The 24631-nt window shown below is 69.7% G+C and carries 18 protein-coding genes and 1 pseudogene; 10 read left to right on the top strand and 9 right to left on the bottom strand.

What is annotated here, in order from left to right; translation table 11 throughout:
* Positions 1 to 86: 86 nt before the first annotated feature.
* The 4 genes from ACE3Q8_RS20370 to ACE3Q8_RS20355 all read right to left on the bottom strand — a co-directional run bounded on the left by ACE3Q8_RS20370 (position 87) and on the right by ACE3Q8_RS20355 (position 6175).
* Positions 87 to 3029, bottom strand: a complete 2943-nt coding sequence (locus ACE3Q8_RS20370) for a TonB-dependent receptor domain-containing protein (RefSeq protein ID WP_374472355.1) — start codon at positions 3027 to 3029, stop codon at positions 87 to 89.
* A 319-nt stretch (positions 3030 to 3348) separates the two neighbouring features.
* Positions 3349 to 4359 (bottom strand): low specificity L-threonine aldolase, encoded by a 1011-nt coding sequence (locus tag ACE3Q8_RS20365; protein ID WP_374472354.1) that lies wholly within the window; start codon positions 4357 to 4359, stop codon positions 3349 to 3351.
* A 17-nt stretch (positions 4360 to 4376) separates the two neighbouring features.
* Positions 4377 to 5525: an epoxide hydrolase family protein gene (locus ACE3Q8_RS20360; protein ID WP_374472353.1), complete on the bottom strand. Its 1149-nt coding sequence runs from the start codon at positions 5523 to 5525 to the stop codon at positions 4377 to 4379.
* Between the two features lie 50 nt (positions 5526 to 5575).
* Positions 5576 to 6175, bottom strand: a complete 600-nt coding sequence (locus tag ACE3Q8_RS20355) for a TetR/AcrR family transcriptional regulator (protein WP_374472351.1) — start codon at positions 6173 to 6175, stop codon at positions 5576 to 5578.
* A 95-nt stretch (positions 6176 to 6270) separates the two neighbouring features.
* On the opposite strand from ACE3Q8_RS20355, the gene ACE3Q8_RS20350 reads away from it, so the two are divergent.
* From ACE3Q8_RS20350 to ACE3Q8_RS20330, 5 genes are all read left to right on the top strand, one after another.
* Positions 6271 to 7662: a carotenoid oxygenase family protein gene (locus tag ACE3Q8_RS20350; RefSeq protein ID WP_374472349.1), complete on the top strand. Its 1392-nt coding sequence runs from the start codon at positions 6271 to 6273 to the stop codon at positions 7660 to 7662.
* 57 nt (positions 7663 to 7719) lie between these two features.
* Positions 7720 to 9588: an alkyl/aryl-sulfatase gene (locus tag ACE3Q8_RS20345; protein WP_374472348.1), complete on the top strand. Its 1869-nt coding sequence runs from the start codon at positions 7720 to 7722 to the stop codon at positions 9586 to 9588.
* Between the two features lie 68 nt (positions 9589 to 9656).
* Positions 9657 to 11045: a DUF4139 domain-containing protein gene (locus ACE3Q8_RS20340; RefSeq protein ID WP_374472346.1), complete on the top strand. Its 1389-nt coding sequence runs from the start codon at positions 9657 to 9659 to the stop codon at positions 11043 to 11045.
* Complete coding sequence (locus ACE3Q8_RS20335) at positions 11045 to 12583, top strand: DUF4139 domain-containing protein (RefSeq protein WP_374472345.1); 1539 nt, start codon at positions 11045 to 11047, stop codon at positions 12581 to 12583. The genes ACE3Q8_RS20340 and ACE3Q8_RS20335 overlap by 1 nt, the downstream gene beginning before the upstream one ends.
* Positions 12584 to 12644: 61 nt before the next feature.
* Positions 12645 to 14030, top strand: a complete 1386-nt coding sequence (locus tag ACE3Q8_RS20330; protein ID WP_374472343.1) for a flavin-containing monooxygenase — start codon at positions 12645 to 12647, stop codon at positions 14028 to 14030.
* A gap of 10 nt (positions 14031 to 14040) precedes the next feature.
* On the opposite strand, the gene ACE3Q8_RS20325 is transcribed toward ACE3Q8_RS20330, so the two are convergent.
* The 3 genes from ACE3Q8_RS20325 to ACE3Q8_RS20315 all read right to left on the bottom strand — a co-directional run bounded on the left by ACE3Q8_RS20325 (position 14041) and on the right by ACE3Q8_RS20315 (position 18633).
* Entirely contained in the window at positions 14041 to 14238 is a 198-nt protein-coding gene (locus ACE3Q8_RS20325; protein WP_374472341.1) for a hypothetical protein, read from the bottom strand.
* Positions 14239 to 14312: 74 nt separating this feature from the next.
* The gene (gene secA / locus ACE3Q8_RS20320) at positions 14313 to 17138 is read right to left on the bottom strand and encodes a preprotein translocase subunit SecA (RefSeq protein WP_374472410.1); all 2826 of its coding nucleotides are present in this window, start codon (positions 17136 to 17138) and stop codon (positions 14313 to 14315) included.
* 322 nt (positions 17139 to 17460) lie between these two features.
* Positions 17461 to 18633 carry an acetyl-CoA C-acyltransferase gene (locus tag ACE3Q8_RS20315; protein WP_374472340.1) on the bottom strand — a complete coding sequence of 391 codons (1173 nt, stop codon included), beginning with the start codon at positions 18631 to 18633 and terminating at the stop codon, positions 17461 to 17463.
* A gap of 148 nt (positions 18634 to 18781) precedes the next feature.
* Between ACE3Q8_RS20315 and ACE3Q8_RS20310 the strand changes: the two genes are divergently transcribed.
* From ACE3Q8_RS20310 to cutA, 3 genes are read left to right on the top strand one after another with little or no spacing between them, the layout of a single operon-like run.
* Positions 18782 to 19726: a peptidylprolyl isomerase gene (locus ACE3Q8_RS20310; RefSeq protein ID WP_374472338.1), complete on the top strand. Its 945-nt coding sequence runs from the start codon at positions 18782 to 18784 to the stop codon at positions 19724 to 19726.
* A complete protein-coding gene (gene argJ / locus ACE3Q8_RS20305; RefSeq protein ID WP_374472336.1) occupies positions 19723 to 21162 on the top strand; it encodes a bifunctional glutamate N-acetyltransferase/amino-acid acetyltransferase ArgJ in 1440 nt (479 codons plus the stop codon). The genes ACE3Q8_RS20310 and argJ overlap by 4 nt, the downstream gene beginning before the upstream one ends.
* 4 nt (positions 21163 to 21166) lie before the next feature.
* Positions 21167 to 21493: a divalent-cation tolerance protein CutA gene (gene cutA, locus ACE3Q8_RS20300; protein WP_374472335.1), complete on the top strand. Its 327-nt coding sequence runs from the start codon at positions 21167 to 21169 to the stop codon at positions 21491 to 21493.
* Positions 21494 to 21581: 88 nt separating this feature from the next.
* Here cutA and ACE3Q8_RS20295 read toward each other — a convergent pair whose 3' ends face one another.
* Positions 21582 to 23006 (bottom strand): DEAD/DEAH box helicase, encoded by a 1425-nt coding sequence (locus ACE3Q8_RS20295; protein ID WP_374472333.1) that lies wholly within the window; start codon positions 23004 to 23006, stop codon positions 21582 to 21584.
* Positions 23007 to 23291: 285 nt separating this feature from the next.
* Between ACE3Q8_RS20295 and mutT the strand changes: the two genes are divergently transcribed.
* Both mutT and ACE3Q8_RS20285 read left to right on the top strand, forming a co-directional pair.
* Positions 23292 to 23699, top strand: a complete 408-nt coding sequence (gene mutT, locus ACE3Q8_RS20290) for an 8-oxo-dGTP diphosphatase MutT (protein WP_374472331.1) — start codon at positions 23292 to 23294, stop codon at positions 23697 to 23699.
* A complete protein-coding gene (locus ACE3Q8_RS20285; protein WP_374472329.1) occupies positions 23699 to 24115 on the top strand; it encodes a secondary thiamine-phosphate synthase enzyme YjbQ in 417 nt (138 codons plus the stop codon). Before mutT ends, ACE3Q8_RS20285 begins: the two co-directional genes overlap by 1 nt.
* Positions 24116 to 24117: 2 nt before the next feature.
* Here the strand turns inward: ACE3Q8_RS20285 and ACE3Q8_RS20280 are convergent.
* Positions 24118 to 24631: pseudogene (locus ACE3Q8_RS20280) on the bottom strand (hypothetical protein); the annotation flags it as partial.

The following is a 24631-nucleotide window of genomic DNA, read 5'->3' as shown; positions in this document are numbered from 1 at the left end:
GCGAGCCGCCGGGTCGCCCCGGCGGCTCTTACGTTTGTCGTCTCGATCGAGCGCCGCCCGGACCGAAGCCCGGGCGGCGCCTCGGCTTAGAACGTCATGTTCGCGCCGACGAAGAAGAACCGACCCCGGTTGTCGTACTGCGACGCGCCCGTGCCGGTGCCCGTCGAGATCGAGTTGTCGGGGATCTGCGGCGGGTACTTGTCGAACAGGTTGATGACACCCGCACGGACCGTCACGTCGTCGTTGACGCGGTAGGAGCCGCGCACGTCGTGCCGGAAGTAATCGCCGGTCTTGTAACGCTCCAGCTGGTTGGGCTGGAAGGCGTTGTTGGCGATCATCGAGCCGAAGTAGATCGTGCTCCAGGTCAGCGACACGTCGTTGTACGACCAGCGGGCCGAGAAGTTGCCCTTCCACTCCGGCGTCGCGTTGTTGATGGTGTTCGCGAGCTGGGTGTAGGACTGGCCCGGCAGACCCTGCAGCGCGAACTGGTACATCCACGTGGCGTCGAGGCGCAGCGAGATGTCGCCGTAGTCGCGGTCGAACATCTCCGAGGTGCGCAGGCCGTAGGCGATCGAGTAGTCGTAGCCTTCGACCTTCACCGTGGCGACGTTCTGGTTGATCAGCGTCACCTGGTTCACGCCGCCAACCCGGCCGCTGATGCCGGTGCCCGTCGGGTCACGGCTGATCTGCGCGCAGTAGGGGTTGGAGGCATAGGCCACGCTGCTGTCGTAGCAGAGCGCCTGGAACAGCGTGTTGATCGGGATCGTGCCGACCTGACCGCGGATGTTGTACTTGAAGTAGTCCACCGAGATCTGGAGGTTCGGCACCCAGCGCGGCTGGATGACCACGCCGTACTGGTAGGTGTGCGCGCGTTCCTCGTTCAGTTCCGGGTTGCCGCCTTGCAGGAGTTGCAGCGACGGACGGCCCGGGCCGAAGTTCGACTCGAAGGTGGCCGGGTTGTAGTTCGGGATCGCCGCGGCGCAGGTGATGCGGCGGGCGGCCTGCTGAGCGGCCGTCGCGCCGGCGAAGGCGGAACGATCGCAGGGGTCCACCGCCGTCGTCGTGAAGTTCACGCTCTGCGGCGAGTACAGCTCGACGATGTTCGGAGCCCGGATCGCGGTGGCTTCCGAGGCGCGGAAGCGGATGTCCTTGATCGGGGACCAGTTCACGACCGCGCGCCACTGGTTGCCCAGCCCGATGGTCGAGTAGTTGGACCGGCGGCCGGCCAGTTCGACGCTGAGTTCGTCGGCCAGGAACATGTCCCGGAGCAGCGGGATGCGGACTTCGGCGAAGCCTTCCACCACGTCGAACGACCCCTCACGGGTGCCGATCGGGTTGATGTAGAGGGCGCCGCTCGCACCGAGCGGATCCTGCTCGAACGAGCTCTTCTCTTCGCGGGCTTCCAGACCGGCGGCGAAGCCGATCGGGCCGGCGGGCAGCTCGATCACGTCGAAGCTGATGTTGGCGCCGGCGATCGACTGCTCGATGCGCTGGTCGGTGTTCGACACGCCGTTGGCCCACAGGACCGCTTCGCGCGACGCGCCGTTGATCAGGTTCCACGGCACGCAGCCGGCGGCCCGGGCGTTGACGTCACGGCAGACGATCTGGCCGTTGACCAGAACCGCATCGGTGGCCTGCTGCACGCGGGAGATGTTCGGCTGGCCGTAGGAGATCGTCGAGCCGTCCAGTTCGGAGTACTGGCCGTACACGTCCCAGCTCACGCCGCGGCCCAGCACCTCGAAGTCGCCTTCGAAGCCGGCCAGCAGCTTGATCTGCTCGCGCTCGGTCTTGACGTTCCGGCCGCCGAACTCCTGCCAGAACTTGCCGACCTGGGCGGTCGAGGTCTGGGTGAAGGTCTTGCCGGCCGCGAGCCATTCGGCGCGCAGGGCGGCGGCGGTCGGGTTGTTGGCCGCCAGGAACGCGTTGTCGCCGCGCAGGACGACCGGCATGGTGCCGCCGCCCGCCGCCGTCGAGAATGCCGGCTGGAAGATGCCGTAGCCCGAGCCCTTCACGTAGCTCACGTCCGCGAACGCCTTGATGCTGTCGGTCAGGGCGTAGTCGACGTAGGTGCGCAGGATGGTGCGGTTCGATTTGGCCTGCAGCGTGTTGTAGATCGTCGAGTAGAACAGCGCCTCGTCCTGGCAGTCCGGCTGGACGGTCGGGGTCGAGCAGGCGGCCGACAGACGGACCACCTGGGTCGGGTCACGCACGTCGAGGGTCACGGCGCGGGCCGTGCCGAGCGCGCCGCCCAGCAGTTGGAAGGTCGCATACGGCGAGGTGTTCGCGCGCGAGGCCGTGATGATCGGCTGCGGGGTCACCCGCGTGTCGCGGCGCACGCCCGGGAACAGCTCGTCCCGGTCCTTTTGCATGATGATGTCCTGGCTGGCGTATTCGCCGCCGATCAGGACGTTCAGACGGTCGTCGAGGTACTTGCCGCCCCAGTTGAAGCCGAGCCGGAACTCCTCGCCGTCGCCTTCCTGGCTGATGCCGCCCTGGATGTCGACTTCGAGCCCGTCCTGCTCCTTCTTCATGATGAAGTTGACGACGCCCGAGATCGCTTCCGAGCCGTACACGGCCGAGGCGCCGCCGGCGATGGTTTCAATCCGTTCCACCATCAGCGAGGGGATGGTGTTCAGGTCGACGCCCGGCGAGGAGGCGTCGGAGAACGGCAGGCGGCGGCCGTCCATCAGCACCAGGGTGCGGGTCGGGCCGATGCCGCGGATATCCGCGCGGGTCTGGCCGGCCAGGAACAGGGTGCCCGACGAGTTCTGCTGGTTGGTCGCCGGGTTGATGTTCGGCTGTTCCAGCAGCACGTCGCCGATGGCGACGTTACCCGAAGCGCGGATCGCCTCGGAGGTGACCACCGACAGCGGCTGCGGCGTGGAGAAGGTGTCGCGGCGGATGCGCGAGCCGGTGACCACGATCTCCTCGACGCCCACGTCTTCCTGGGCGTGGACGAAGGTCGGCAGGGTCATCAGGCTGGCCGCGGCCGAAGTGCCGAGCAGCGCGGTTCGAAGCTTGTTTCTCATCACAACTTTCATTCTTGGGGCCCCCGGGCCGGATGGGACGTTTTCTGCGCGCCGGAGGCACTCCGACGCAGCTTGGCCGTCGGGCGCGGCGGACCACGCAGCGCCACCGCGCCCGACGTCCCCCAGCCGCCCACAAACGGCGAGCGGGCAAGCTGTCACGCACGCGACAGGCGGGCAACGAAAAGCCGCCACAATGTTACGTGGTCGGTTACCGATGTTTCACATTTGGCCGCGGGTGCGCCCAATTCGCCACACATCGCTGGAGGTGCGGGCATTTCTCACCCGTGAGGCCGGGTCGAACCGGCGCAGCGGGGATCTTTCAGGCGATCTGGCGCAAGGATTCGCCGAGTTGGTCCACCGCCTCAGGCGTCGTGGCCCAGGAGCACATGAACCGCACCGTTCCGTCGAGGAAGCGGTATGCGAACCACCCGGCGGCCTGGAGGGCCGTCAGGCGCTCGTCGTCCATCTCCACGAACACGGCGTTCGCCTCCACGGGGTGGCGCACCGGGAAGGGCATGCCCTGCGCAAGCCGGCGGGCCATGGCGTTGGCGTGGGCGGCGTGGCGCAGGAAGGCGCCGGAGCCCAGCATCCCGATGAAGGGCGCGGCGTAGAAGCGGCCCTTGGACGGGAGCTGGCCGGACTGCTTCAGCCGGGCGTCGAAGCGGCGGGCCAGCGCCCGGTCGAAGATCACGATGGCTTCCGTGGGCGGCATCCCGGCCTTGGTCCCGCCGATCACCAGCAGGTCGACCCCCAGGTCCTTGATCCGCTTGAGGTCGAAGCCCGCCGCCGCGGCGTTGGCAAGCCGGGCCCCGTCGAGGTGCACGCCGTAGCCGCGGGCCTTCACCGGCTCGGTCAGGGCGGCGATCGCCTCGGCCGTGTAGACGGTCCCGTACTCCGTGGCGTTGGTGAGCGACAACGCCGCCGCCGGTTGCCTGTACGAGACGTCGGGCTGTTCCAGGGCCGCGGCCAGCGCCGCCGGATCGATCTTTCCCGACCCGCCGGGCAGGCCGGTGAGGCCCACCCCGTGCCCGAACAGGCCGGGGGCGCCGGTTTCGTCGGTGCAGATGTGGGCGTGGTGGTGGGCCAGCATGGCCTCAAACGGCCGGCAGAGCGCCGCCACGCACACCGCATTGGCGGCAGTGCCGGACGCGACGAACCGCACCTCGGCGTCGGCGTCCAGCAGCTCCCGCACGAGCTCCGCGGCGCGCGCGCTTACCGGATCCGTCCCGTAGCCCGAGGTGAAGCCGGTGTTGGCCGCCACCAGGGCGTCCATGGCCTCGGGCGCCGCGGGGGCTGTGTTGTCGGAGGCGAAGTCATAGCGGGCGCTCATGGGCGCCCCTTTAAGGGTCAGAGCTCGCGGGCCCAAGCCCTGACTTCATCGACGAAGAGCCCAGACTCCTCCATGGCGGCGAAGTGGCCGCCGCGCGGCATGTCGGTCCAGCGGACGATGTTGTAGGCGCGCTCGGCGAAGCTGCGGGGCGGGGCGGAATAGAGCGGCTCGCCAGGGAAGTTGGCGAAGGCGGTGGGCGTCTCGCAGCGCTCGCCGGGCTGGAAGGCGACGCCGCCTTCCTCCACCAGGCCGCGATAGTACCAGGCGCCGGTCGCGAAACTGTCCGTCATCACGTAGAGCATGACGTTGGTGAGCAGCCGGTCCTTCGGATAGGCGTCGTCCATCGACCTGGCTCGCAGATCCGACCAGTCGTGGAAGCGTTCCGCGATCCAGGCGGCCTGGCCCACCGGGTTGCCGGCCCCCATCCAGGCGATCGACTGAGGCTTAGACACCTGCAGGCGGAAGTAGGCGCCCATCACGTCCATCATCGCGCCCTGCTTCTGGGCCCAAGCCACCTCGTCCGGCGTCTGGGGACCGCCGTGCGGGCGGAAGCCCAGCATGTTCAGGTGGATGGCCCGGGCGTGGGCGCCGTGTTCGCGGCCGAGCCAGGAGGTGACCATGGCGCCCCAGTCGCCGCCCTGGGCGAGGTAGCTCCCATAGCCGAGCACCTCGGTCATCAGGGTGTTGAAGAGGCGCGCCGTGGTCCGCTGGCCGACCGGGCGCTTCGGCTTGGACGAGAAGCCGAAGCCGGGCAGGGAAGGGATCACGAGGTCGAAGGCGTCTTCGGCGCGGCCGCCGAAGCGCGACGGAAAAGCCAGCGGCTCGATGGCCTGCCAGAACTCGTAGTGCGATCCCGGCCAGCCGTGGGTGACGATCAGCGGGCGCCGACCCCCGGCCTCGCCGATCACGTGCAGGAAGTGGAGGTCGAAATCCTCGACCTTGGCCGTGAACTGCGGGAAGCGGTTCAGGTCGGCGAGTGCGGCGCGCCAATCGTACCGGTCGGTCCAGTGGGCGCAGAGGTCCCTCAGGTAACCGGCGTCGCAGCCGTAGGCCCAGCCGTCCGGCGCCTCCGGCGCCGGTGGCCAGGGATAGTCGCGCACCCGCTGCAGGACGTCCTGCACCCGGGCCTCGTCCCAGCGCGCCTCGAACGGCTTCGGCTCGGCCATCTGTCCCTCCCACTTCGCCGGCGAGCTTGGCGCGGCTGACGCGGGGAAGGTCAAGCCTCGGGGCGCAGGCCCTTGCCCAGGGTGTGGGCGAGCTGATGGTGCAACTGGCTGGCGGCGCCGCGCGGCAGCTTGCCGGCCAGCTCCAGCACCACCACGCCGTGGATCGCCGACCAGAACATGAGGCCGATCTGCTCCGGGTCGCCTTCCATCACGCCCTCGTCGATCTGGTCCTGGACCCAGGCGGTCATGGTGGCGTTGGCGCGGCGGCCCGCCTGCACCAGCTCCGGGTAATCGGCCTCGTGCGGCTGGTTGAGGTCGAACATCAGCTTGTAGGTGTGCGGATGCTCGAAGGCGAAGTCGACATAGGCCTGGCCGACAGCCGCGCCGCGGGCCCGGGCGCCCCTGGCCTTGTCGCGCGCCTCCTCCAGCGCCTCGGCGAAACGGTTGAAGCCGTTCGCCCGGATGGCCGCGAGGATATCTTCCTTGTCTTTGAAATAGCGGTACGGCGTCATCGGCGATACGCCAAGCTCCGCCGCGAGCTGGCGCATGGTCACCGCATCGGGCCCGCGCTCGGCGAAAAGCCGTTCGGCGGCCTCGCAGAGGCGTTCGCGGAAGTCGGCCACATCGGCTTCGGACAGGACGCGCGGCATGATTCCCCGGGACGCATACGAAAGAGGCTTGCCAAGGGCTAACCCTTACCAGATAAATTTACAACGTAAGCTTCATAAGCGCGGGAGGAAGCGCGATGGATGGTGACGTTCGCATCAACCCCTACCTGGCGGGCAATTTCGCTCCGGTTCGAAGCGAGGACGACTTCGACCTCCTGGTGAAGGGGGAGATCCCGCGGGAGCTGCGCGGCGCGCTGTTCCGCATCGGGCCCAATCCGCAGTTCGAGCCCCGGGACCCGAACCACCACTGGTTCGGCGGCGACGGGATGGTCCACGGCTTCTATGTGTCCGACGGGAAGGTTCGTTACCGCAACCGCTACGCCCGTACCCCGAAGTGGCTGCTGGAGAACGAGCACGGCCGCTCGCTGTTCGGGAGCTTCGGCAACCCGATGACCACCGACCCCATCGCCTTCGGCAACGAGGGCGGCGTGGCCAACACCAACATCGTCTGGCACGCCGGCCGGCTGATGGCGCTGGAGGAGGGCCACCATCCATTCGAGATGACCCGCGACACCCTGGAGAGCCAGGGCTACGTGCGCGACTACCGCGGCCGGGTCACGGCGCACCCAAAGATCGATCCCGTCACCGGCGAGATGGTCTGGTTTGCCTACGGCGTCGGCGACATGCCCCTGTCGGCGGGGATGAGCTACGGCGTGACGGGCGCGGACGGACGGGTGGTCCGGAGGGATGACTTCCAGGCGCCGTTCGCCTGCATGGTCCACGACTTCATGGTCACCGAGAACCACGTCCTGTTCCCGATCCTTCCGCTGACGGCCAGCCTCGAGCGGGCCATGAGCGGAAAGCCGGCTTTCGCCTGGGAGCCGGAGAAGGGCAGCTACGTGGGCGTCATGCGCCGGGACGGCGACGTCTCGCAGATCCGCTGGTTCAATACCGAGGCCTGTTACGTCTTCCACCCGCTGAACGCCTGGGAGGCGGACGGCAAGCTCTACGCCGACGTGATGCGCTACGACGTGGCGCCGCTCTTCCCCAACGCGGACGGATCGCCCGGCGCGAAGTCGGCCGCGCGGATGGTGCGCTGGACCTTCGATCTGACCGGCGCGAGCGACGCCATCAAGGAGGAGCCGCTGGACGACCTCGACGGCGAGTTCCCGCGGGTCGATCCGCGCGTGGAGACCCGCGCGCACCGCCACGGCTGGTACGCCGCCGACACCACCGGCTCGAAGACCGTGCGGCAGAACGCCATCGCCCACCTGGACCTCGCCACCGGCCGGCGGCAGGTCTACGAGCTCACGGGCGGCGACCTCACCTCGGAGCCGGTGTTCACGCCGCGTTCGGCGGAGGCGCCGGAAGGCGACGGCTGGGTCACGGCGGTCGTCTGGCGCGCGGCCGAAAACCGCTCGGACCTGCTGGTCTTCGAGGGGCAGGACGTGGCGAAGGGACCGATCGCCACGGCCGAGCTGCCGCGGCGAGTGCCCTTCGGCTTCCACGGCAACTGGGTGAGCTTCTAGGGGCGATTGCCAGCCGCGCTCCGGGTCGCCATCCTGTTCCAAAGCAGGGGGAGGGCGATGCGCTCAGTCATGATCGGAGCCGGGCTGGCGGCGTGGCTCGCCGCCGGCCCGGCCGCCGCCGGCCCGGATTTCGCGGATCGCCGGGACCTGGGCTTTGCGGAGCGGGGATTCGCCGGGACGCGCAGCGATCCGAGGATCCTCGACGCGCAGGGGCGGCTGGTCTGGGACCTCTCCGCCTACGATTTCCTGAAGGGGCGGGCCCCGGCGACGGTGAACCCCAGCCTGTGGCGGCAGGCGCAGCTTCTCTCGAAGCATGGGCTCTTCAAGGTGACGGACGGGGTCTGGCAGGTGCGCGGCTTCGACCTCGCCAACGCCACCTTCGTGGCCGGCAGGACGGGCTGGATCGTCATCGATCCCCTCACCTCGGCCGAGGCCGCCCAGGCCGCGCTCGACCTGGCCAACGAGAAGCTCGGCCGGCGACCGGTCGTGGCCCTGGTCTACACCCACAGCCACGTGGATCACTTCGGCGGCGCGCGCGGCATGGTCGCCCAGGCCGACGTGGAGACCGGCCGGGTGCAGGTGATCGCGCCGGAGGGCTTCCTCGAGCACGCGGTCAGCGAGAATGTCATCGCCGGTGCGGCCATGGCCCGGCGGGCGGTCTATCAGTTCGGGACCACCCTGCCGAAGTCGGCGACGGGGCAGGTGAGCGCCGGAATCGGCCAGGGGCTGAGCGCCGGGACCCAGACTCTGATCCCGCCGACGGTCGAGGTGGCGCGCACTGGCCAGGAGCTGACGGTCGACGGCGTGCGCATGCAGTTCCAGCTCACGCCAGGCGCCGAGGCGCCGGCCGAGATGAACATCTGGTTCCCGGAGCTGAAGCTGCTGGACCTGGCCGAGAACGCCAACGCCACGATGCACAACGTGCTGACGCCGCGCGGAGCCCTGGTGCGCGACGCGAAGGCCTGGTCGGACTACCTTTCGGAGTCCCTGCGCCTCTACGGCGGCCAGGCCGAGGTGATGATCACCAGCCATGCCTGGCCCCGGTTCGGCGGCGGCGAGATCACGGAGTTCGTGGGCAAGCACCGCGACGCCTACAAGTTCCTGCACGACCAGACGGTGCGGCTGATGAACGAGGGCCTGACCGGCCCTGAGATCGCCAACCGCCTGACGCTGCCCGAGGTGCTGGATCGCGAGTGGTACAACCGCGGCTACTACGGGACGCTGAGCTTCAATTCGCGCGCGGTCTATCAGCGCTACATGGGCTGGTACGACGCCAATCCGGTGAACCTCGCCCCGCTTGATCCGGCCGACGAGAGCCGGCGCTACGTGGCCATGATGGGCGGCCCGGCCCGCGTGGTGGCGGAAGGCCGCAAAGCCTTCGCCGCGGGCGACGACCGCTGGGCCGCGACGCTCCTCAACCGCGCAGTCCAGGCCGACCCGAAGGACCAGGCGGCCCGGGACCTGCTGGGCCAGGTCTACGAGCGGCTGGCTGCCGGAGCGGAGAGCTCGTTGTGGCGCAACATGTACCTGACGGGCGCCCAGGAGCTGCGCTCGGGCGTTCGCGCCGGTCGCACGGCGCAGGGCGCCCCGGACCTCATCCGCAACACGCCGACGCCCATGCTGCTGGACCTGATGGCGGTGCGGCTGGACCCGGCCAAGGTCGGTGACCAGGCGCTGGTGCTCGACCTCGCCTTCCCGGAGCGCAAGGAGCGGTTCCGCGTGACGGTCCGCAACCAGGTGCTGACCTGGGAGGCCGATCCGGCCGGCGGGCGAGCCGACGCCGCCGTCAGCCTGCCGCGCGCGCAATTCCTGGCGATGGCCGCCGGGGGTCCGGGCGCCGCCGCCGGCGAGGAGGCTGCGGCGTTGAAGCGCCTGTTCGGCTGGTTCACTCCACCGAGCGGCGACTTCCCGATCGTCTGGCGCTAAACGCCCGCGCCTTGCGCCAGCCGCGGCCCGCGTGACAGGCTGTGCGTCTGGTAGGGGAGGCGGCGGTCTTGTCCAGGTTTCATGTGGCGCTGGCCGCCTGCGCGGCGATGGTCCCGGCGCTGGCGGTGGCGCAGGACGCGCCCAGGCTTTCGCTGACCATCTACAACTCCAACCTCGCCCTGGTGCAGGACACCCGGAGCATCGGGGTCGCCGCCGGCCGTTCGCGGCTCGAGTTCAAGGATGTCTCCGGCCAGATCCGCCCCGAGACCGTCTCGCTGGCGGCGAACGGCGTGGGCGTCGTCGAGCAGAACTTCGACTACGACCTGCTGACCCCGGCCAAGCTGATGGAGAAGGCGGTCGGCAAGCAGGTGCAGATCGTCCGCATCAACCCGGGCAACGGCCAGCAGACCACCGAAACGGCCACGGTGCTGTCCGTGAACCAGGGCGTGGTCCTGAAGATCGGCGAGCGGATCGAGGTGCTGCGCGAGGACGACATCCCGACGCGGGTGATCTTCGACCGGATCCCGGAGAACCTCCGCGCCCGGCCGACCCTCTCGGTGACGGTGGACTCCGCCCGCGGCGGTCCCCGTCCGGCGACGCTCACCTACCTGACCCACGGGCTCTCCTGGAAGGCGGACTATGTGGCGCTGTTCGAGGAGGCCGCGGGCCGGCTCGACCTGCAGGGCTGGGTGACCCTGGCCAACAGCTCGGGCGTCGACTACCGCGACGCGGACGTCCAACTCGTGGCCGGCGACATCAACCTGGTCCGCAGCGACCAAGAGTACTTCGCCCGCTACCGCCAGCCGCGCGCTTCGACCCGCCGGGCCGGCGTCGAGACCCCGGCCGGGCCGGAGTCGGTCGGCGACTACTACCTCTACCCGCTGCCCGCCCGCACCACCGTGGCGCAGAACCAGACAAAGCAGGTGAGCTTCCTGGACGTGAAGGGCGGCCGAGCGCGCAAGGGTTACGCCTACCGCGCCTATGGCTTCCAAAGCCTGGAGGAGCCGGCGGCGGCGGACGTCGCCGTGGAGTTCGCCAACTCCACGGCCGGCGGCCTGGGCGCGCAACTGCCCGCTGGCATCGTGCGGGTCTATGTGAAGGACGCGGCCGGCGAGCCGAAGTTCGTGGGCGAGAACCGCATCGACCACACCCCGCAGGGCTCGGACCTGTCGGTGAAGATCGGCGAGGCTTTCGACGTCACCGTCCAGCCTACCGTCCTCGCCCAGGAGCGGAGCCGGCGCGACACCAACCGATACCGGATGGAGTATCTGGTGCGGAACGCCCGTCCGCAGCCGGTGACCGTGACGATCCGCCAGGGCGGGATGTGGCGGGACGGCAAGGTGCTGGAGGAGAGCCTGCCCAGCACCCGGGTCGACGCCTACAACCTGGCCTGGGAGGTGCCGGTCCCGGCGAACGGCGAGACGAAGCTCAGCTTCTACGTCGACGCGGGGCGCTGATGCCGGGGCGGGCGGCCATCGCGCTGGCCGTGGCGCTCGCCGCCCCGGCGGGGGCGCAGGTGGTGTCCGAGGCGCCCGACCGGGCGGCCGTGACCATCTACCGCCAGGGCGAGCCAGACTATTTCACGCCGGCCTACGAGGTGGAGCTGGACCCCTGGTCGGGTCTGGCCTTCGTCAGCGAGACCCGCACGGTCGAGCTGCCGGCGGGGCCCAGCCGGATCAGCTTCCGCGGCGTGGCCGAGACGATGGTCGCCGAGACGGCCGCGGTGGAGGGGCTGCCCGGCGCGGTGATCGAGCGCAATCAGGACTACGACCTGCTGAGCCCCGGCGCGCTGCTGGAGGCTGCGGTGGGCGAGACGGTGAGCCTTGTGCGGACCAACCCCGCCACCGGCGAGGTCACCACCCGCCGCGCCGTCCTGCGTTCCGGGCCCGACGGGCCGGTGCTGGAGACAGACGGCGGGATCGAGGCGCTGCGCTGCAGCGGCCTGCCCGAGCGGATCGTCTTCGACAGGACGCCGGAGGGGCTCACTGAGCGGCCCACCTTCTCGGTCCTGGCCGAGACGCCGAAGGCCGGGCTCTACACGGTCCGCCTGAGCTATCTCGCCACCGGCTTCAACTGGTCGGCCGACTATGTGGCGCGGCTGAGCCCGGACGGGCGGACCGTGGACCTCTCCGGCTGGCTGACCCTCGTCAACAACACCGCCACGAGCTTCGTGCGGGCGCCCACGGATGTTGTGGCCGGCGAACTGTCGCGCGACGAGGCCACGGTTCCGACGATGGCGGACGCCGAGCCTGTGGCCACCCACTGCTGGGGCGGAGTGGGGTTCCCGGCCATACCGCCCCTGCCGGTTCCCCCCGTCGCGCGGCGCGTGGCAGAGCCCGACCTGACCGGGCTGGAGGAGATCGTGGTGACCGGTTCCCGGATCGCCCGGCAGAGCGATCTCGGCGACTACAAGCTCTACACCCTGCCTGAGCCGACCACCGTGGCGGCCCGGCAGACCAAGCAGGTGCTGTTCCTGGACCAGAAGGCCGTACCCGTGGAGCGCGTCTACGCCTTCCGGGTCGACGACGACACGGACCTGGACGACGCGGATCCCGGCCCGACCCGCGTGGTCCTGCGGCTGCGCAACGAGGTCCGGCGCGGGCTTGGCAAGCCGCTGCCGTCGGGCGTGGTTGCGGTGATGGCGCCGTCCGATCGCGGGGCGGTGCTGGCCGGCGAGGACCGGGTGAAGGACACGCCCGTGGGCCTGCCGCTCGACCTGGAGATCGGCCGCTCGGCCGACGTACAGGCCCAGGTGCGCGTCCTGCGGGACTGGGAAGCGGACGGGTTGGACCATGCGGAGCTGGAGGTCACCTTCTCCAACGCCCGCGCCGCGTCCGTCGTGGTGGAGCACCGCCAGGCGCCGCTGGGCGACGACTTCAAGGTTCGGCGGGCTTCGCAGCGCGCGGGTACGCGCAACGGGGATGCGTTCTGGTCGCTGCGGGTGCCGGCCGGCGGGCATGCTCGGCTCACCTACGAGATCTCCGTGCGCCGCTAGGGTTTGCCTGCCGCCAGGGAATAGGGGCAGCCTCGCTGCAAAAGGCTCCTGGGAGGAGATCATGGCGGATCGACTGCCGAAGGCCTGCATCATCGGCGCAGGCTGCTCGGGCTTCACCACGGCCAAGCGGCTGCAGGACCTCGGCGTCCCGTTCGACTGCTTCGACATGTCCGACGACATCGGCGGCAACTGGTACTTCAAGAACCCCAACGGGCTGTCGGCCTGTTACGAGAGCCTGCACATCGACACCTCGAAGTGGCGCCTCGCTTTCGAGGACTATCCGGTCCCCGCCGACTGGCCGGACTTCCCGCACCACGCCCAGCTCCTGCAGTACTTCCGCGCCTACGTGGACCACTTCGGCCTGCGGCCGCGGATCACCTTCAACACGAGGGTCGAGCGGGCCGAGCGCGCCGCCGACGGGCTGTGGTCGGTCACCCTCTCGAGTGGCGAGACGCGGCTCTACGACGTGCTGTTCGTGTGCAACGGCCACCATTGGGACGCGCGGATCCCGGACTATCCTGGTCGCTTCGATGGGCCGGCCTTCCACGCCCATGACTATCGCAGCCCGTTCGATCCCGTGGACATGCGGGGCAAGAACATCGTGGTGGTCGGCATGGGCAACTCGGCCATGGACATCGCTTCGGAGCTCTCCCAGCGGCCGGTCGCCAGGAACCTCTGGGTGGCCGCCCGCCGCGGGGTCTGGGTGCTGCCCAAGTACATGGACGGCCGGGTGGCGGACAAAGCCGTCATGCCGGCCTGGATGCCTCGCAGGCTGGGCCTGGCGCTGGCCCGGAAGAAGATCAAGGCGTCCATCGGCAGGATGGAGGACTACGGCCTGCCCAAGCCGGACCACGAGCCGCTGGAGGCGCACCCCTCCGTCTCCGGCGAGTTCCTGACCCGGGCCGGCTGCGGCGACGTGAAGTTCAAGCCGAACATCGCCGAGCTGATGGGCCGCAAGGTCCGCTTCGAGGACGGCAGCGTCGAGGAGGTGGACGCCATCGTCTACGCCACCGGCTACAACATCAGCTTCCCGTTCTTCACCGACCCGGCCCTGCAGCCAGACGCCGAGAACCGCTTCCCACTGTTCAAGCGGATGATGCAGCCGGGCGTGCCGAACCTGTTCTTCATGGGCCTGGCCCAGCCGCTGCCGACCCTGGTCAACTTCGCCGAGCAGCAGGCCAAGCTCGCCGGCGCCTACCTCGTGGGCCGCTACCGGCCGCCGCCGGCGGAGGAGATGGCGCGGGTGATCGCCGAGGACGAGGCCCTGCACCTCGGCCCCTACTACAGGGCCGCGCGGCACACGATCCAGGTGGACTTCGCCATCTACGTCCGGGACCTGCTGAAGGAGATCGCGCGCGGCGCGAAGCGGGCGCGGGCGGCGGGGAATGTGCTGCCCGTGCCGGGGCGGGCGGACGCCGTCGGCCTCGAGGCCATGGCCGCGGAGTAGCCCGCTAGGCCTAGGCCTCGCCGTCGTCTTCGCAGGTGATCTCGTCCACCAGCCGCGTGGCCTGCCAGAGTTCGACGCTGGGGATGTCCTCTTCGCAGAGATCCTCGGCCGCCTTGGCCTTGGCCTCGCTGTCGTTGGCCGCCTCCACCCAGGAAGCGGTCAGGATCCGGCGCCGCGCGTCGAGCTGATAGGCGCGATAGGTGGTCACTGTGGAGGTTCCCCCGCTGAAGCTGCCCCGCTCAAACGGGCCCAGCTTCAACGGGTTGCATCAGCGGAACCCGGTCAGACCAGGGACCCGTGGCAGTGCTTGAACTTCTTGCCCGAGCCGCAGGGGCAGGGCGCGTTCCGGCCGGTGTCCTCCCAGCCCTGCGGCAGCGAGGTGACGGGCAGGGCGGCGCGCTGGTCGGCGGGCATGCCGTCGGGCAGCGCGCCCATCTGGGCCACGTTCTCGCCGGTCAGCGGATCGAGGTGGATCTCGGTGAACTGACCGGTGGGTAGCGGCGCAGGCTCCTCGAACTGGAACTCCACCGTCATGAGCCAGCGGGTCACGTTCTGGCGCAGGTCCACCAGCAGCTTCTCGAACAGCGAGAAGGCCTCGGTCTTGTACTCGTTCAGCGGATCGCGCTGGCCGTAGCCACGCAGGCCGATGACGTTGCGCAGGTGGTCGAGGTGCATCAGGTGCTCGCGCCACTGCATGTCGACCTGCTGCAGCAGGAAGCTCTTCTCGACGCTGCGCATGTGTGAGCCGACCAGGGATTCGCGCTCGGCGGCGCGGGCGTCAGCCGCCTGGACGATGCGCTCCTCGATCTCCTCGTTGGCGATGCCTTCCTCGGCCGCCCACTCGCGGATGGGCAGCTCCAGGCCGAGGAACTGGCGCAGGTGCTGGTCGAGACCCTCAATGTCCCACTGCTCGGCGTAGGCCTTGGGCGGCAGGTGGCGTTCGACGAAGTCTTGGATGGTGTCGAGGCGGAACTCCCGGATGATTTCCGACAGGTCCTCGGTCTCCATGAACTCCTGGCGCTGCTCGAACACGGCCTTGCGCTGGTCGTTCACGACGTCATCGTACTTCAGCAGGTTCTTGCGGATCTCGTAGTTCCGCTGCTCGACGCGCTTCTGGGCGGTGGCGATGGCGCTGTTCAGCCACTTGTGGGTGATCGCCTCGCCTTCCTGCACGCCGAAGGTCCGCATGATCGCGTCCAGCCGGTCGCCGGCGAAGATGCGCAGCAGGTCGTCCTCGCAGGACAGGAAGAACTTCGATCGGCCCGGGTCGCCCTGGCGGCCGGTCCGGCCGCGGAGCTGGTTGTCGATCCGGCGGCTCTCGTGCCGCTCGGTGCCGAGCACGTAGAGGCCGCCGGCGGCCAGGGACTCTTCCTTGAGGTCCTTGATCTCGGCCTCGATCTCGGCGTGCTTGGCCTTGGCGGCCTCAGGCGTGGGCTCGAGGCCCGCCGCACGCTGCTCCTCGCGCCACTTGGCGAGCCGCATGTCGACGTTGCCGCCGAGCTGGATGTCGGTGCCGCGGCCGGCCATGTTGGTGGCGATGGTCACCGCGCCCGGCACGCCGGCGTCGGCGACGATCCCGGCTTCCTGCTCGTGGTAGCGGGCGTTCAGCACGCTGTGCGGGATGCCCTTGCCGCGGGCGGTGGTCTCCTCGAACGCGCCGTCGCCGAGCGCCAGCAGCTCCTGCTTCGCGGCCTGGGCGGCGACCGGGTCGCGGTCGCGGGCGCGCGCGGCGAGGCTCCAGTGCTCGCGCTTCAGCTTCTTGACCGGAACTTCCCACTCGTAGGTCTTGAGCAGCTCGGACAGATGCTCGGATTTCTCGATGGAGACGGTGCCCACCAGGATCGGCTGGCCGTGGGCATGGCAGTGGGCGATCTGCTTCAGGATCGCCTGGTTCTTCTCCGTCTCGGTCCGGTAGACCTCGTCGTCGTCGTCGATCCGCGCCACGGCGCGGTTGGTCGGGATCTCCGCCACGTCCATCTTGTAGATGTCCAGGAACTCCTGGGCCTCGGTGGCGGCCGTGCCGGTCATGCCCGAAAGCTTGGAATACAGGCGGAAGTAGTTCTGGATGGTGACCGAGGCCAGGGTCTGGTTCTCGGGCTGGATTACGGCGCCTTCCTTGGCCTCGATGGCCTGGTGCAGGCCTTCCGACAGGCGGCGGCCGTGCATCATCCGGCCGGTGAACTCGTCGATCAGGATCACCTCGCCGGCGCGGACGATGTAGTCCTTGTCGCGGGTGTAGAGGACGTTGGCGCGCAGCGCCTGGTTTACGTGGTGCACCACCGAAACGTTGGCGGCGTCGTACAGGCCGGTGGAATCCTCGGCCAGGTGGCCGCCGGCCTGGAGGATCTCCTCGATCTTCTCGGCGCCTTCCTCGGTGAGGATGACCTGGCGCTGCTTCTCGTCGTGGTCGAAGGTCGTCGGGTCCTGGATGAGCTGCTTAATCAGCCCGTCGATGATCTTGTAGAACTCGGAGCGATCCTCGGTCGGCCCGGAGATGATCAGGGGCGTGCGGGCCTCGTCGATCAGGATCGAGTCCACCTCGTCCACGATCGCGAAGTTGTGGCCCCGCTGGACCATCTCGGCGCGGTCGTACACCAGGTTGTCGCGCAGATAGTCGAAGCCGAACTCGTTGTTCGTGCCGTAGGTGATGTCGCTGTTGTAGGCCGCCTGGCGCTGGCCCTGGGACAGGCCGTGGACGATCGTGCCCACCGACAGGCCGAGGAAGCGGTAGACCTGGCCCATCCACTCGGCGTCGCGCTGGGCCAGGTAGTCGTTGACGGTGATGACGTGGACGCCCTTGCCGGCCAGCGCGTTCAGGTAGACAGGCGCGGTCGCGACCAGGGTCTTGCCTTCGCCGGTCCGCATCTCGGCGATTCCGCCCTGGTGCAGGACCATGCCGCCGACGAGCTGCACGTCGTAGTGGCGCTGGCCGAGCGTGCGGCGGGCGGCCTCGCGGACCACCGCGAAGGCCTCTTCCATCAGGTCGTCGAGGCTCGCGCCGTTGGCGATCCGGTCCTTGAACTCCTGGGTCCTGGCGCGGAGCTGGTCGTCGGAGAGGGCCTGGATGGTGGGCTCCAGGGCGTTGATCCGTCCGACCCGGGCCTGCATGGCCTTGACCTTGCGGTCGTTGGAAGAGCCGAAGAACCGTTGGAAGATGCTCAAGGGGAGGCGTCCGGTCTGGGAGGGTAGGCGCGGCCCAAGGCCTTCGCCTGCCGGGAAAAAATCGCTCTTTTCAGGGCGCGCGAGACTTAAGCAGCGCCCCTGCCAGTGTCAACGGAACGGCCCGACGGACATAGCGTCGCTGTGGCCGATTTCCCTCCCCCGGACGGGGAGGGATCGGCCGGCATCCCTGTGGAGCTTCGCCGGCTGGCGAGGCCGCCCGGCCCGGCCTGCGCCGGGGCGAGCGGACCTCAGGAAGCCAGGCCTCGGCTCACCAGACCTCGAACAGGCCGGCCGCGCCCATGCCACCGCCGATGCACATGGAGACCACGACGTTCTTCGCGCCGCGGCGCTTTCCTTCCTGCAGGACGTGGCCGGCGAGGCGGGCGCCGGTCATGCCGAACGGGTGGCCGATGGCGATGGAGCCGCCGTTGACGTTGTACTTCTCAGGATCGATGCCGAGCTTGTCGCGCGAGTAGAGGCACTGCGAGGCGAACGCCTCGTTCAGCTCCCACAGGTCGATGTCGTCGATCTTCAGGCCATGGCGTTCCAGCAGGCGCGGGATCGCGAACACCGGGCCGATGCCCATCTCGTCGGGCTCGCAGCCGGCGACGGCCCAGCCCTTGAACACGCCCATCGGCGAGAGGCCCGCCTTCTCGGCGGCCTTGCGCTCCATGATCACCACGGCGGCCGCGCCGTCGGAGAGCTGGGAGGCGTTGCCGGCCGTGATGTACTTGCCCGCGCCGCGGACCGGCTCGAGCTTCTGCAGGCCCTCCAGCGTGGTGTCCGGACGGTTGCACTCGTCGCGGTTCACCACGTAGTCGACGACGGACTCCTCCTTCGTCTCCTTGTTGACCGTCTTCATCTTGGTTTTCATCGGGACGATCTCGTCAGCGAACTTGTTCGCCTGCTGGGCCGCCGCCATGCGGCGCTGGCTCTCCAGCGAGTACTCGTCCTGCGCCTCGCGGCTGACCTTGTAGCGCTCGGCCACGATGTCGGCAGTGTCGATCATCGGCATGAAGATGGCCGGGTACATCTCTGTGAGCTTCGGATCGAAGTTCTCCATCCCGCCCATGCCGGGATTGGGCATGGAGATCGACTCCACGCCGCCGGCGACGACCACGTCGGCGCCTTCCTCACGGACGTAGTTGGCGGCCATGGCGATGGTCTGCAGGCCCGACGAGCAGAAGCGGTTCACCGTCACACCCGAAGTGGTGATCGGCAGGCCGGCCAGCAGCGAAGCCTGGCGGCCCAGGTTGCCGCCGCCGTGCGCCACGTTGCCGAGGAACACGTCCTCCACCGACGCCTTGTCGACGCCCGCCTTCTCCACCGCGTGCTTGATCGCGTGGGCGGCCATGGAGACGGTGGGCGTCATGTTGAACCCACCCCGGCCGGACTTCGCCAGACCCGTGCGGGCATAGGAAACGACGACGGCTTCGCGCATTCTCAATCATCCTCCCGGAAAATGCCTAGGCAGCGGGTGGCGCAGAAGGCCCCCGCCCAAGTCGGCGCAACCTTTGCACTTGGCGGGTTGATTGGCTAGGGACGGGCCGCGCTGGTCGCGCTCCCATCGCAACGAGGGACCTTATCGTATGGCGGCTGCGAAGCCCTTCCGTCCGCTCCTGATCGCCGGCCTCGCGGCCGTGCTGGCGCTCGGCGCCTGCGGCCGGAGCGGCGGCGGCGAGCAGCCCCCCGAGCGCGGCGACCAGGCCGTCGCGCGCGTGGACGGCCGGACCGTGTGGGCCTCGGACGTGAAGCGCGAGGCCATCGCCCAGGGCAAGATCGGCGAGGGCGAGCCCCTCGACGTGTCCTCGCCGCTCTTCCAGCAGGTGCTGGAGGAGGTGATCGATCAGAAGCTGCTCGCCGCCGAGGCGCTGGAGCGCAAGCTGGACAAGGACCCGGTGGCCCAGCGGCGCCTCGCCGCCGCCCGGGACCGCATCCTCGGCGACATGCTGGTGGAGACGGTGGTCTCGGACGCCGTGAACGAGAACGCCATCCGCGGCCTCTACCAGGAGCAACTGAAGCTCGCGAAGCGTTCGGAGGAGATCCGCGCCCGCCAGATCCTGGTGGCCAGCCAGGCCGAGGCCGAGCAGGTCCGCAAGCTGCTGGGTTCGGGCGCCTCGTTCGAGGCCCTGGCCATGGAGCGCTCCACCGATGCGGCCAGCCGGTTCAATGGCGGCGACCTCGGCTACTTCACCACCGACGTGATGCCGCCGGCCTACGACGCGGCGCTTCGGGACGCCAAGGTCGGTCAGGTGGTCGGCCCGTTCCAGACCGAGAGCGGCTTCGCGGTCCTGAAGGTCGAGGACCGCCGGCTGGAGCAGCCGATCACGCTGGAGGCCGCGCGGCCGCAGATCGTCCGCTTCCTCACCTACGACCAGATCCGCGACCTGCTGGAGAAGCTCCGCGGGCGCGCCAAGGTCGAGATGCTGGCCAAGGCCGAAGGTGGCCGGCCGGCTCCCCCCGCCGACGCGCCCAAGGCCGCGCCCGCCCCTGCCCAACCGCAAACGCCAGTCCAGAAGGGGGCCACGCCTTGAGCAAGAAGCCCGCGAAGACCGCCGCCACCCGCAAGCCCTCCGCCAAGCCGGTGGAGGTGATGGCCCAGACCCTGGACCGCGCGTTCGACCCGCTGGCCAGCGCCCTGAAGCGTGCGGCGCTCCGCCGGGCCGACAAGCAGGCCTCGCAGTTCGCCGCCCCGGCTCCCCCGCAGCCCGCGCCGGCCGCGCCCGGCAAGGCGGCCATGCCGGTTTCCCCGCTGGCCGTGCCGTTCCCGCACATGCCGCCGATCGGCGGGGTCGAGATGGCCACCGGCCGGGCCGGCTTCTACAAGTACGACCGCGAGGACCTGCTGGTCTTCCACTTCCCCGAGGGGGCGAGCTGCGCCGGGGTGTTCACCCGCAGCGCGGTCGGCTCCGCGCCCGTGGACTGGTGCAAGCGGCATCTCGAGGCCACCAAGGGCGATGGCGTGCGGGCGCTGGTGGTCAACGCCGGCTGCGCCAACGCCTTCACCGGCCGCCCGGGCGCCGACGCCGTGCGCCGGGTCGCGTCGGCCGTGGGCAAGCGCTTTGACTGCCGCCAGCGCGACGTGATGGTGGCCTCCACGGGCGTCATCGGCGTGCTGCTGGATGACGCCAAGATCACCCACCGGCTGCCCGACGTGGAGCAGCGGCTGACGCCGGACGGCTGGGCCGGCGCCGCGCGCGCCATCATGACCACCGACACCTTTCCGAAGGGAGCCTACGCCGAGGCGAAGATCGATGGCGTGACGGTGCGGATCGGTGGCATCTGCAAGGGCTCGGGCATGATCGCGCCCGACATGGCCACCATGCTGGCGTTCGTGGTGACCGATGCCGCCATCACGCCCACGGCGCTGCAGAACCTGGTGAACCTCTACACCCGCAACACCTTCAACGCGGTGACGGTGGACGGGGACACGTCCACCAACGACACCCTGCTGCTGTTCGCCACCGGCGCCTCCGGCGCGCCGAAGATCAGCCGCGCCGGCGACCGGCGCCTGGCCGACTTCCGTGACAAGCTGGAGGGGGTGCTGATGGACCTCGCCCACCAGTTGGTGCGCGACGGGGAGGGGGCGACCAAATTCATCAAGGTGACGGTGACCGGCGCCGAGACGGCCGCCAGCGCGCGCAAGATCGCCCGGACCATCTGCGACAGCCCACTGGTGAAGACCGCCTTCGCCGGCGAGGACGCGAACTGGGGACGGATCGTCATGGCGGTCGGCAAGGCCGACGAGCCCATCGACCGCGACTCCATCAGCGTAAAGTTCGGCCCCTACTGGGCCGCCCAGGACGGCCTGATCGCGCCCTCGTACGACGAGGAGAAGATGAGCGCCTACATGAAGCGCCAGGATCTCGAAGTGACGGTGGACGTGGGCATGGGCCGCGCCAGCGCCTCGATCTGGACCTGCGATCTCACGAAGCGCTACGTCGAGATCAACGGCGACTACCGGAGCTGATGCGGTGGTCGAGGCGATCGTCGTCCAGACCACCACCGCCTCCAAGACCGAGGCCGACGCCATAGCCTCGGCGCTGCTGGCCGAAGGCCTGGCGGCCTGCGTGCAGATCAGCGCGATCCGCAGCCGCTATATCTGGCAGGGCGAGGTCCGCCGCGACGACGAGGAGCTGCTGCTCATCAAGACCAGCGCGGACCTGTGGGAGCGCGTCCGCGCCCGCATCCGCGAGCTGCACAGCTACGATCTTCCGGAGATCCTCGCCGCGCCAGTGACCGCGGTCGACGCGGACTACGCCGCGTGGCTCACGACCGTGACGGCGCGACCTTCCCGCTAGAAAAAAGGGCGCGGCGTCGCCGCCGCGCCCTTCCGGGATTCTGCGATCACGCGTGGCCGGGACAGGCCCGGTCACGACGTTCCGTCGCTTAGTGGTTCGACCAGACGCCTTCGCGCCGGCCGCCGCCGCCGCCACGACCGCGGCGGGGACCCTTGAAGCCGCCGCCGGCCGGCTTGGCTTGGGCGGGGCGCTCGCCGCCGCCGCCGCCCGAGCGCGCGGGGGCGCCCTCGTGCCGGTGACCGGGCTTCGGGCCCGAGTGGTTGCGGTTCGGCTTCTTCTGGTGCTGGCCGCGGTGCGGCTGCGCCTTCGGCTGGCCTCGGGTGTCCTCGCGGTCCGGCTTGCCGACCTCGGGCATCACCGCCGTGGCGGCGCCGAGCTGCTTGTCGTTGCGGCGGTCCCAGGAGGGGATCCGCTGGCGGGTCACCTTCTCGATGTCCTTCAGCAGCGGCCGCTCGTCGTCGGCGCAGAACGCCACCGCCGAGCCGTCGGCCCCGGCCCGCGCCGTCCGGCCGATCCGGTGCACGTAGGCCTCCGGGACGTTCGGCAGCTCGAACTGCACCACGTGGCTCACCGCGTCGATGTCGATGCCGCGCGCGGCGATGTCGGTGGCCACGAGGGCGCGCACGTCGCCCTTCTTGAAGGCCGCCAGAGCGCGCTCGCGCTGGCCCTGGCTCTTGTCGCCATGGATGGCGGCGGCCTCGACGCCCACCTGCTCCAGGCTCTTGGCCACGCGGTCGGCGCCGCGCTTGGTGCGGGTGAAGACGATGACGCGCTTGAAGCTTTGGTCGTCGAACAGCTCGGCCAGCAGGGCGCGCTTGCGCTGCTGCTCGACGAACAGGACCTTCTGGTTGATCCGCTCCACCGTGGTGGACTCGGGCGTCACCGACACCTTCAGCGGGTTCGGATTGAGGATCTCGGTGGTCAGCTTCTCGATCTCGCTCGGCATGGTGGCCGAGAAGAACAGGTTCTGGCGTTGCTTGGGCAGGAATTTCACGACCCGGCGGATCGGCACGATGAAGCCCATGTCCAGCATCTGGTCGGCCTCGTCGAGCACGAAGGTCTCCACGCCGTGCAGGCTGATCGTCTTCTCCTGGATGTGGTCGATCAGGCGGCCGGGGGTAGCCACGAGCACGTCCACGCCGGGCGCCAGGGCCTTCATCTGCGCGCCGTACTTCACGCCGCCGAACACCACCGCGACCGACAGGCCCATGTGGCGGCCGTAGGCCTTGAAGCTCTCGCCGATCTGGGTCGCGAGCTCGCGGGTGGGGGAGAGGACGAGGACGCGGGCGCTCTTCTGCGGCGCGGGCTTCCGGGTCTCGGCCAGGCGGTGGAGGATCGGCAGGGCGAAGGCGGCGGTCTTGCCGGTGCCCGTTTGGGCGATGCCCAGCAGGTCGCGGCCGGCCATCACGCCGGGGATCGCCTGCGCCTGGATCGGCGTGGGCGTGGTGTAGCCTTCGTCGGCCAGCGCCTTGAGGAGGGGCTTGGCCAGGCCAAGGTCGGTGAATTGGGTCAAGCTTCAGCTTTCACGTATGCGCCGAGCGCGCCCCGTCGGACTCTGCCGAGGGCGCGGGACGCGGGTCTTTGGGGAAGCGCCCCGCGTGATGGGCGATCTATGAGAAGTCCGTTGCGCTCGACAGGCTGAGCCTCCTTCGAGGCCCCACGCGGCTGGAGCGCGGACACACGCCTTATTTAAGGGCGTGAAGGCCAGATGGGGTAAGGCTGCGGCCAAGTCAACCTCGCGTTCGGCGATTGTTCCCGGGGCGTTGCAATTTGAGCGCAGGCGGGCGAAGCCGCGCCCATGACCGCCAAGCCCATGCTCCTCGTGGCCGCCGCCGCCCTGATCGACGCCGACGGCCGGGTGCTGATCTGCCAGCGGCCCGAGGGCAAGCAACTCGCCGGCCTCTGGGAATTTCCTGGCGGGAAGGTAGAGCCTGGCGAGACGCCCGAGGCCTGCCTGATCCGTGAACTGGACGAGGAGCTGGGTATCCGCGTCAGCCACGCGTGCCTCGCGCCGTTCGTGTTCGCCAGCCACGAGTACGAGACCTTCCACCTGCTGATGCCGCTTTATCTCGTCCGCCGTTGGGAGGGCCGGCCCGAAAACCGGGAGCACAAGGCCATGTCCTGGGTGAAGCCGGTGAAGCTCGCCGACTATCCGATGCCGCCGGCCGACGCGCCGCTGGTCGCCTGGCTGCGGGACCTGATCTGATGCGCCAGGCGGCCCACACGCTGTCGATCCAGACGCGCGGGCAGGGCCTGCACGAGTTCACCCACGAGGCCCAGGCCTGGGCGGCGGACCAGCGCATGACGACGGGGCTGCTGACGCTGTTCTGCCGGCACACGTCGGCGAGCCTGCTGATCCAGGAGAACGCCGACCCCGACGTCCGGCGCGACCTCGAGGACTACTTCGCCCGCCTGGCCCCCGAGAGCGCCGCCTACCGACACCAGGACGAGGGGCCGGACGACATGCCGGCCCACCTGCGCACGGCGCTCACCCAGGTGCAGCTCTCCATCCCTCTCGTCGGCGGGCGCCTGGCGCTCGGGACCTGGCAGGGCCTCTACCTTTTCGAGCACCGCGCCCGCCCGCACCGCCGCGAAGTCGTCCTGCACCTGCTGGGCGCCTAGCCTCAGCGCCCGTAGCTGGCCTTCTGGATGCCGCTCCTCGGCGGCTTGACAGCGTCGGTGACGCAGCTCGCCGGTTCCAGCATGGCGTGGGTGGCCAGGCAGTAGACGTCCTCATAATGCGGGCCGGCGCTGGCCAGGCACTGGTAGAGGTTCAGCTTGGCGATCCGCAGGCAGAGCCCGCTCTTCGGCTCGCTCATCAGCCCCTTGCCGCGACCCTCTTCGCCCAGCAGCGAGAGCGCCGCCAGCGCGACGCCGCGGGTGACCAGGGGCGAGGGCTCGCCGCCGCGCCGGCCGGCGTCAGCGACCGCCCGGTAGAGGTGCGCCGGGTCGTCGGCCGCGGGCCGGTAGCCGGCCTGGGAGATCGACTTCACGCGGGCGAGCCTGGCCGGCGCGTTGGGGACCTTCTGCTTCGACCAGCCCTGCTTCTGGAGGGTGTAGGAGGCCTGCTTCACCTTGCGGCCGTCGGCGGCCAGCGCCTCGCCCTGGCGGGCGAGGGCGCCGCCGGCCCGCGCCGCG

The organism is Phenylobacterium sp. (assembly GCF_041913825.1).
GTDB lineage: Bacteria > Pseudomonadota > Alphaproteobacteria > Caulobacterales > Caulobacteraceae > Phenylobacterium.
The sequence above is the reverse complement of the archived record's forward strand: the minus strand, read 5'-3'. Positions and strand labels throughout refer to the sequence as shown.

Bases quoted from the DNA above. Each gene is read 5' to 3' on its own strand.
- ACE3Q8_RS20370 (WP_374472355.1), bottom strand. From the start codon at position 3,029: ATGAGAAACAAGCTTCGAACCGCGCTGCTCGGCACTTCGGCCGCGGCC.
- ACE3Q8_RS20365 (WP_374472354.1), bottom strand. From the start codon at position 4,359: ATGAGCGCCCGCTATGACTTCGCCTCCGACAACACAGCCCCCGCGGCG.
- ACE3Q8_RS20360 (WP_374472353.1), bottom strand. From the start codon at position 5,525: ATGGCCGAGCCGAAGCCGTTCGAGGCGCGCTGGGACGAGGCCCGGGTG.
- ACE3Q8_RS20355 (WP_374472351.1), bottom strand. From the start codon at position 6,175: ATGCCGCGCGTCCTGTCCGAAGCCGATGTGGCCGACTTCCGCGAACGC.
- ACE3Q8_RS20350 (WP_374472349.1), top strand. From the start codon at position 6,271: ATGGATGGTGACGTTCGCATCAACCCCTACCTGGCGGGCAATTTCGCT.
- ACE3Q8_RS20345 (WP_374472348.1), top strand. From the start codon at position 7,720: ATGCGCTCAGTCATGATCGGAGCCGGGCTGGCGGCGTGGCTCGCCGCC.
- ACE3Q8_RS20335 (WP_374472345.1), top strand. From the start codon at position 11,045: ATGCCGGGGCGGGCGGCCATCGCGCTGGCCGTGGCGCTCGCCGCCCCG.
- ACE3Q8_RS20330 (WP_374472343.1), top strand. From the start codon at position 12,645: ATGGCGGATCGACTGCCGAAGGCCTGCATCATCGGCGCAGGCTGCTCG.
- secA (WP_374472410.1), bottom strand. From the start codon at position 17,138: ATGCAGGCCCGGGTCGGACGGATCAACGCCCTGGAGCCCACCATCCAG.
- ACE3Q8_RS20315 (WP_374472340.1), bottom strand. From the start codon at position 18,633: ATGCGCGAAGCCGTCGTCGTTTCCTATGCCCGCACGGGTCTGGCGAAG.
- ACE3Q8_RS20310 (WP_374472338.1), top strand. From the start codon at position 18,782: ATGGCGGCTGCGAAGCCCTTCCGTCCGCTCCTGATCGCCGGCCTCGCG.
- mutT (WP_374472331.1), top strand. From the start codon at position 23,292: ATGACCGCCAAGCCCATGCTCCTCGTGGCCGCCGCCGCCCTGATCGAC.
- ACE3Q8_RS20285 (WP_374472329.1), top strand. From the start codon at position 23,699: ATGCGCCAGGCGGCCCACACGCTGTCGATCCAGACGCGCGGGCAGGGC.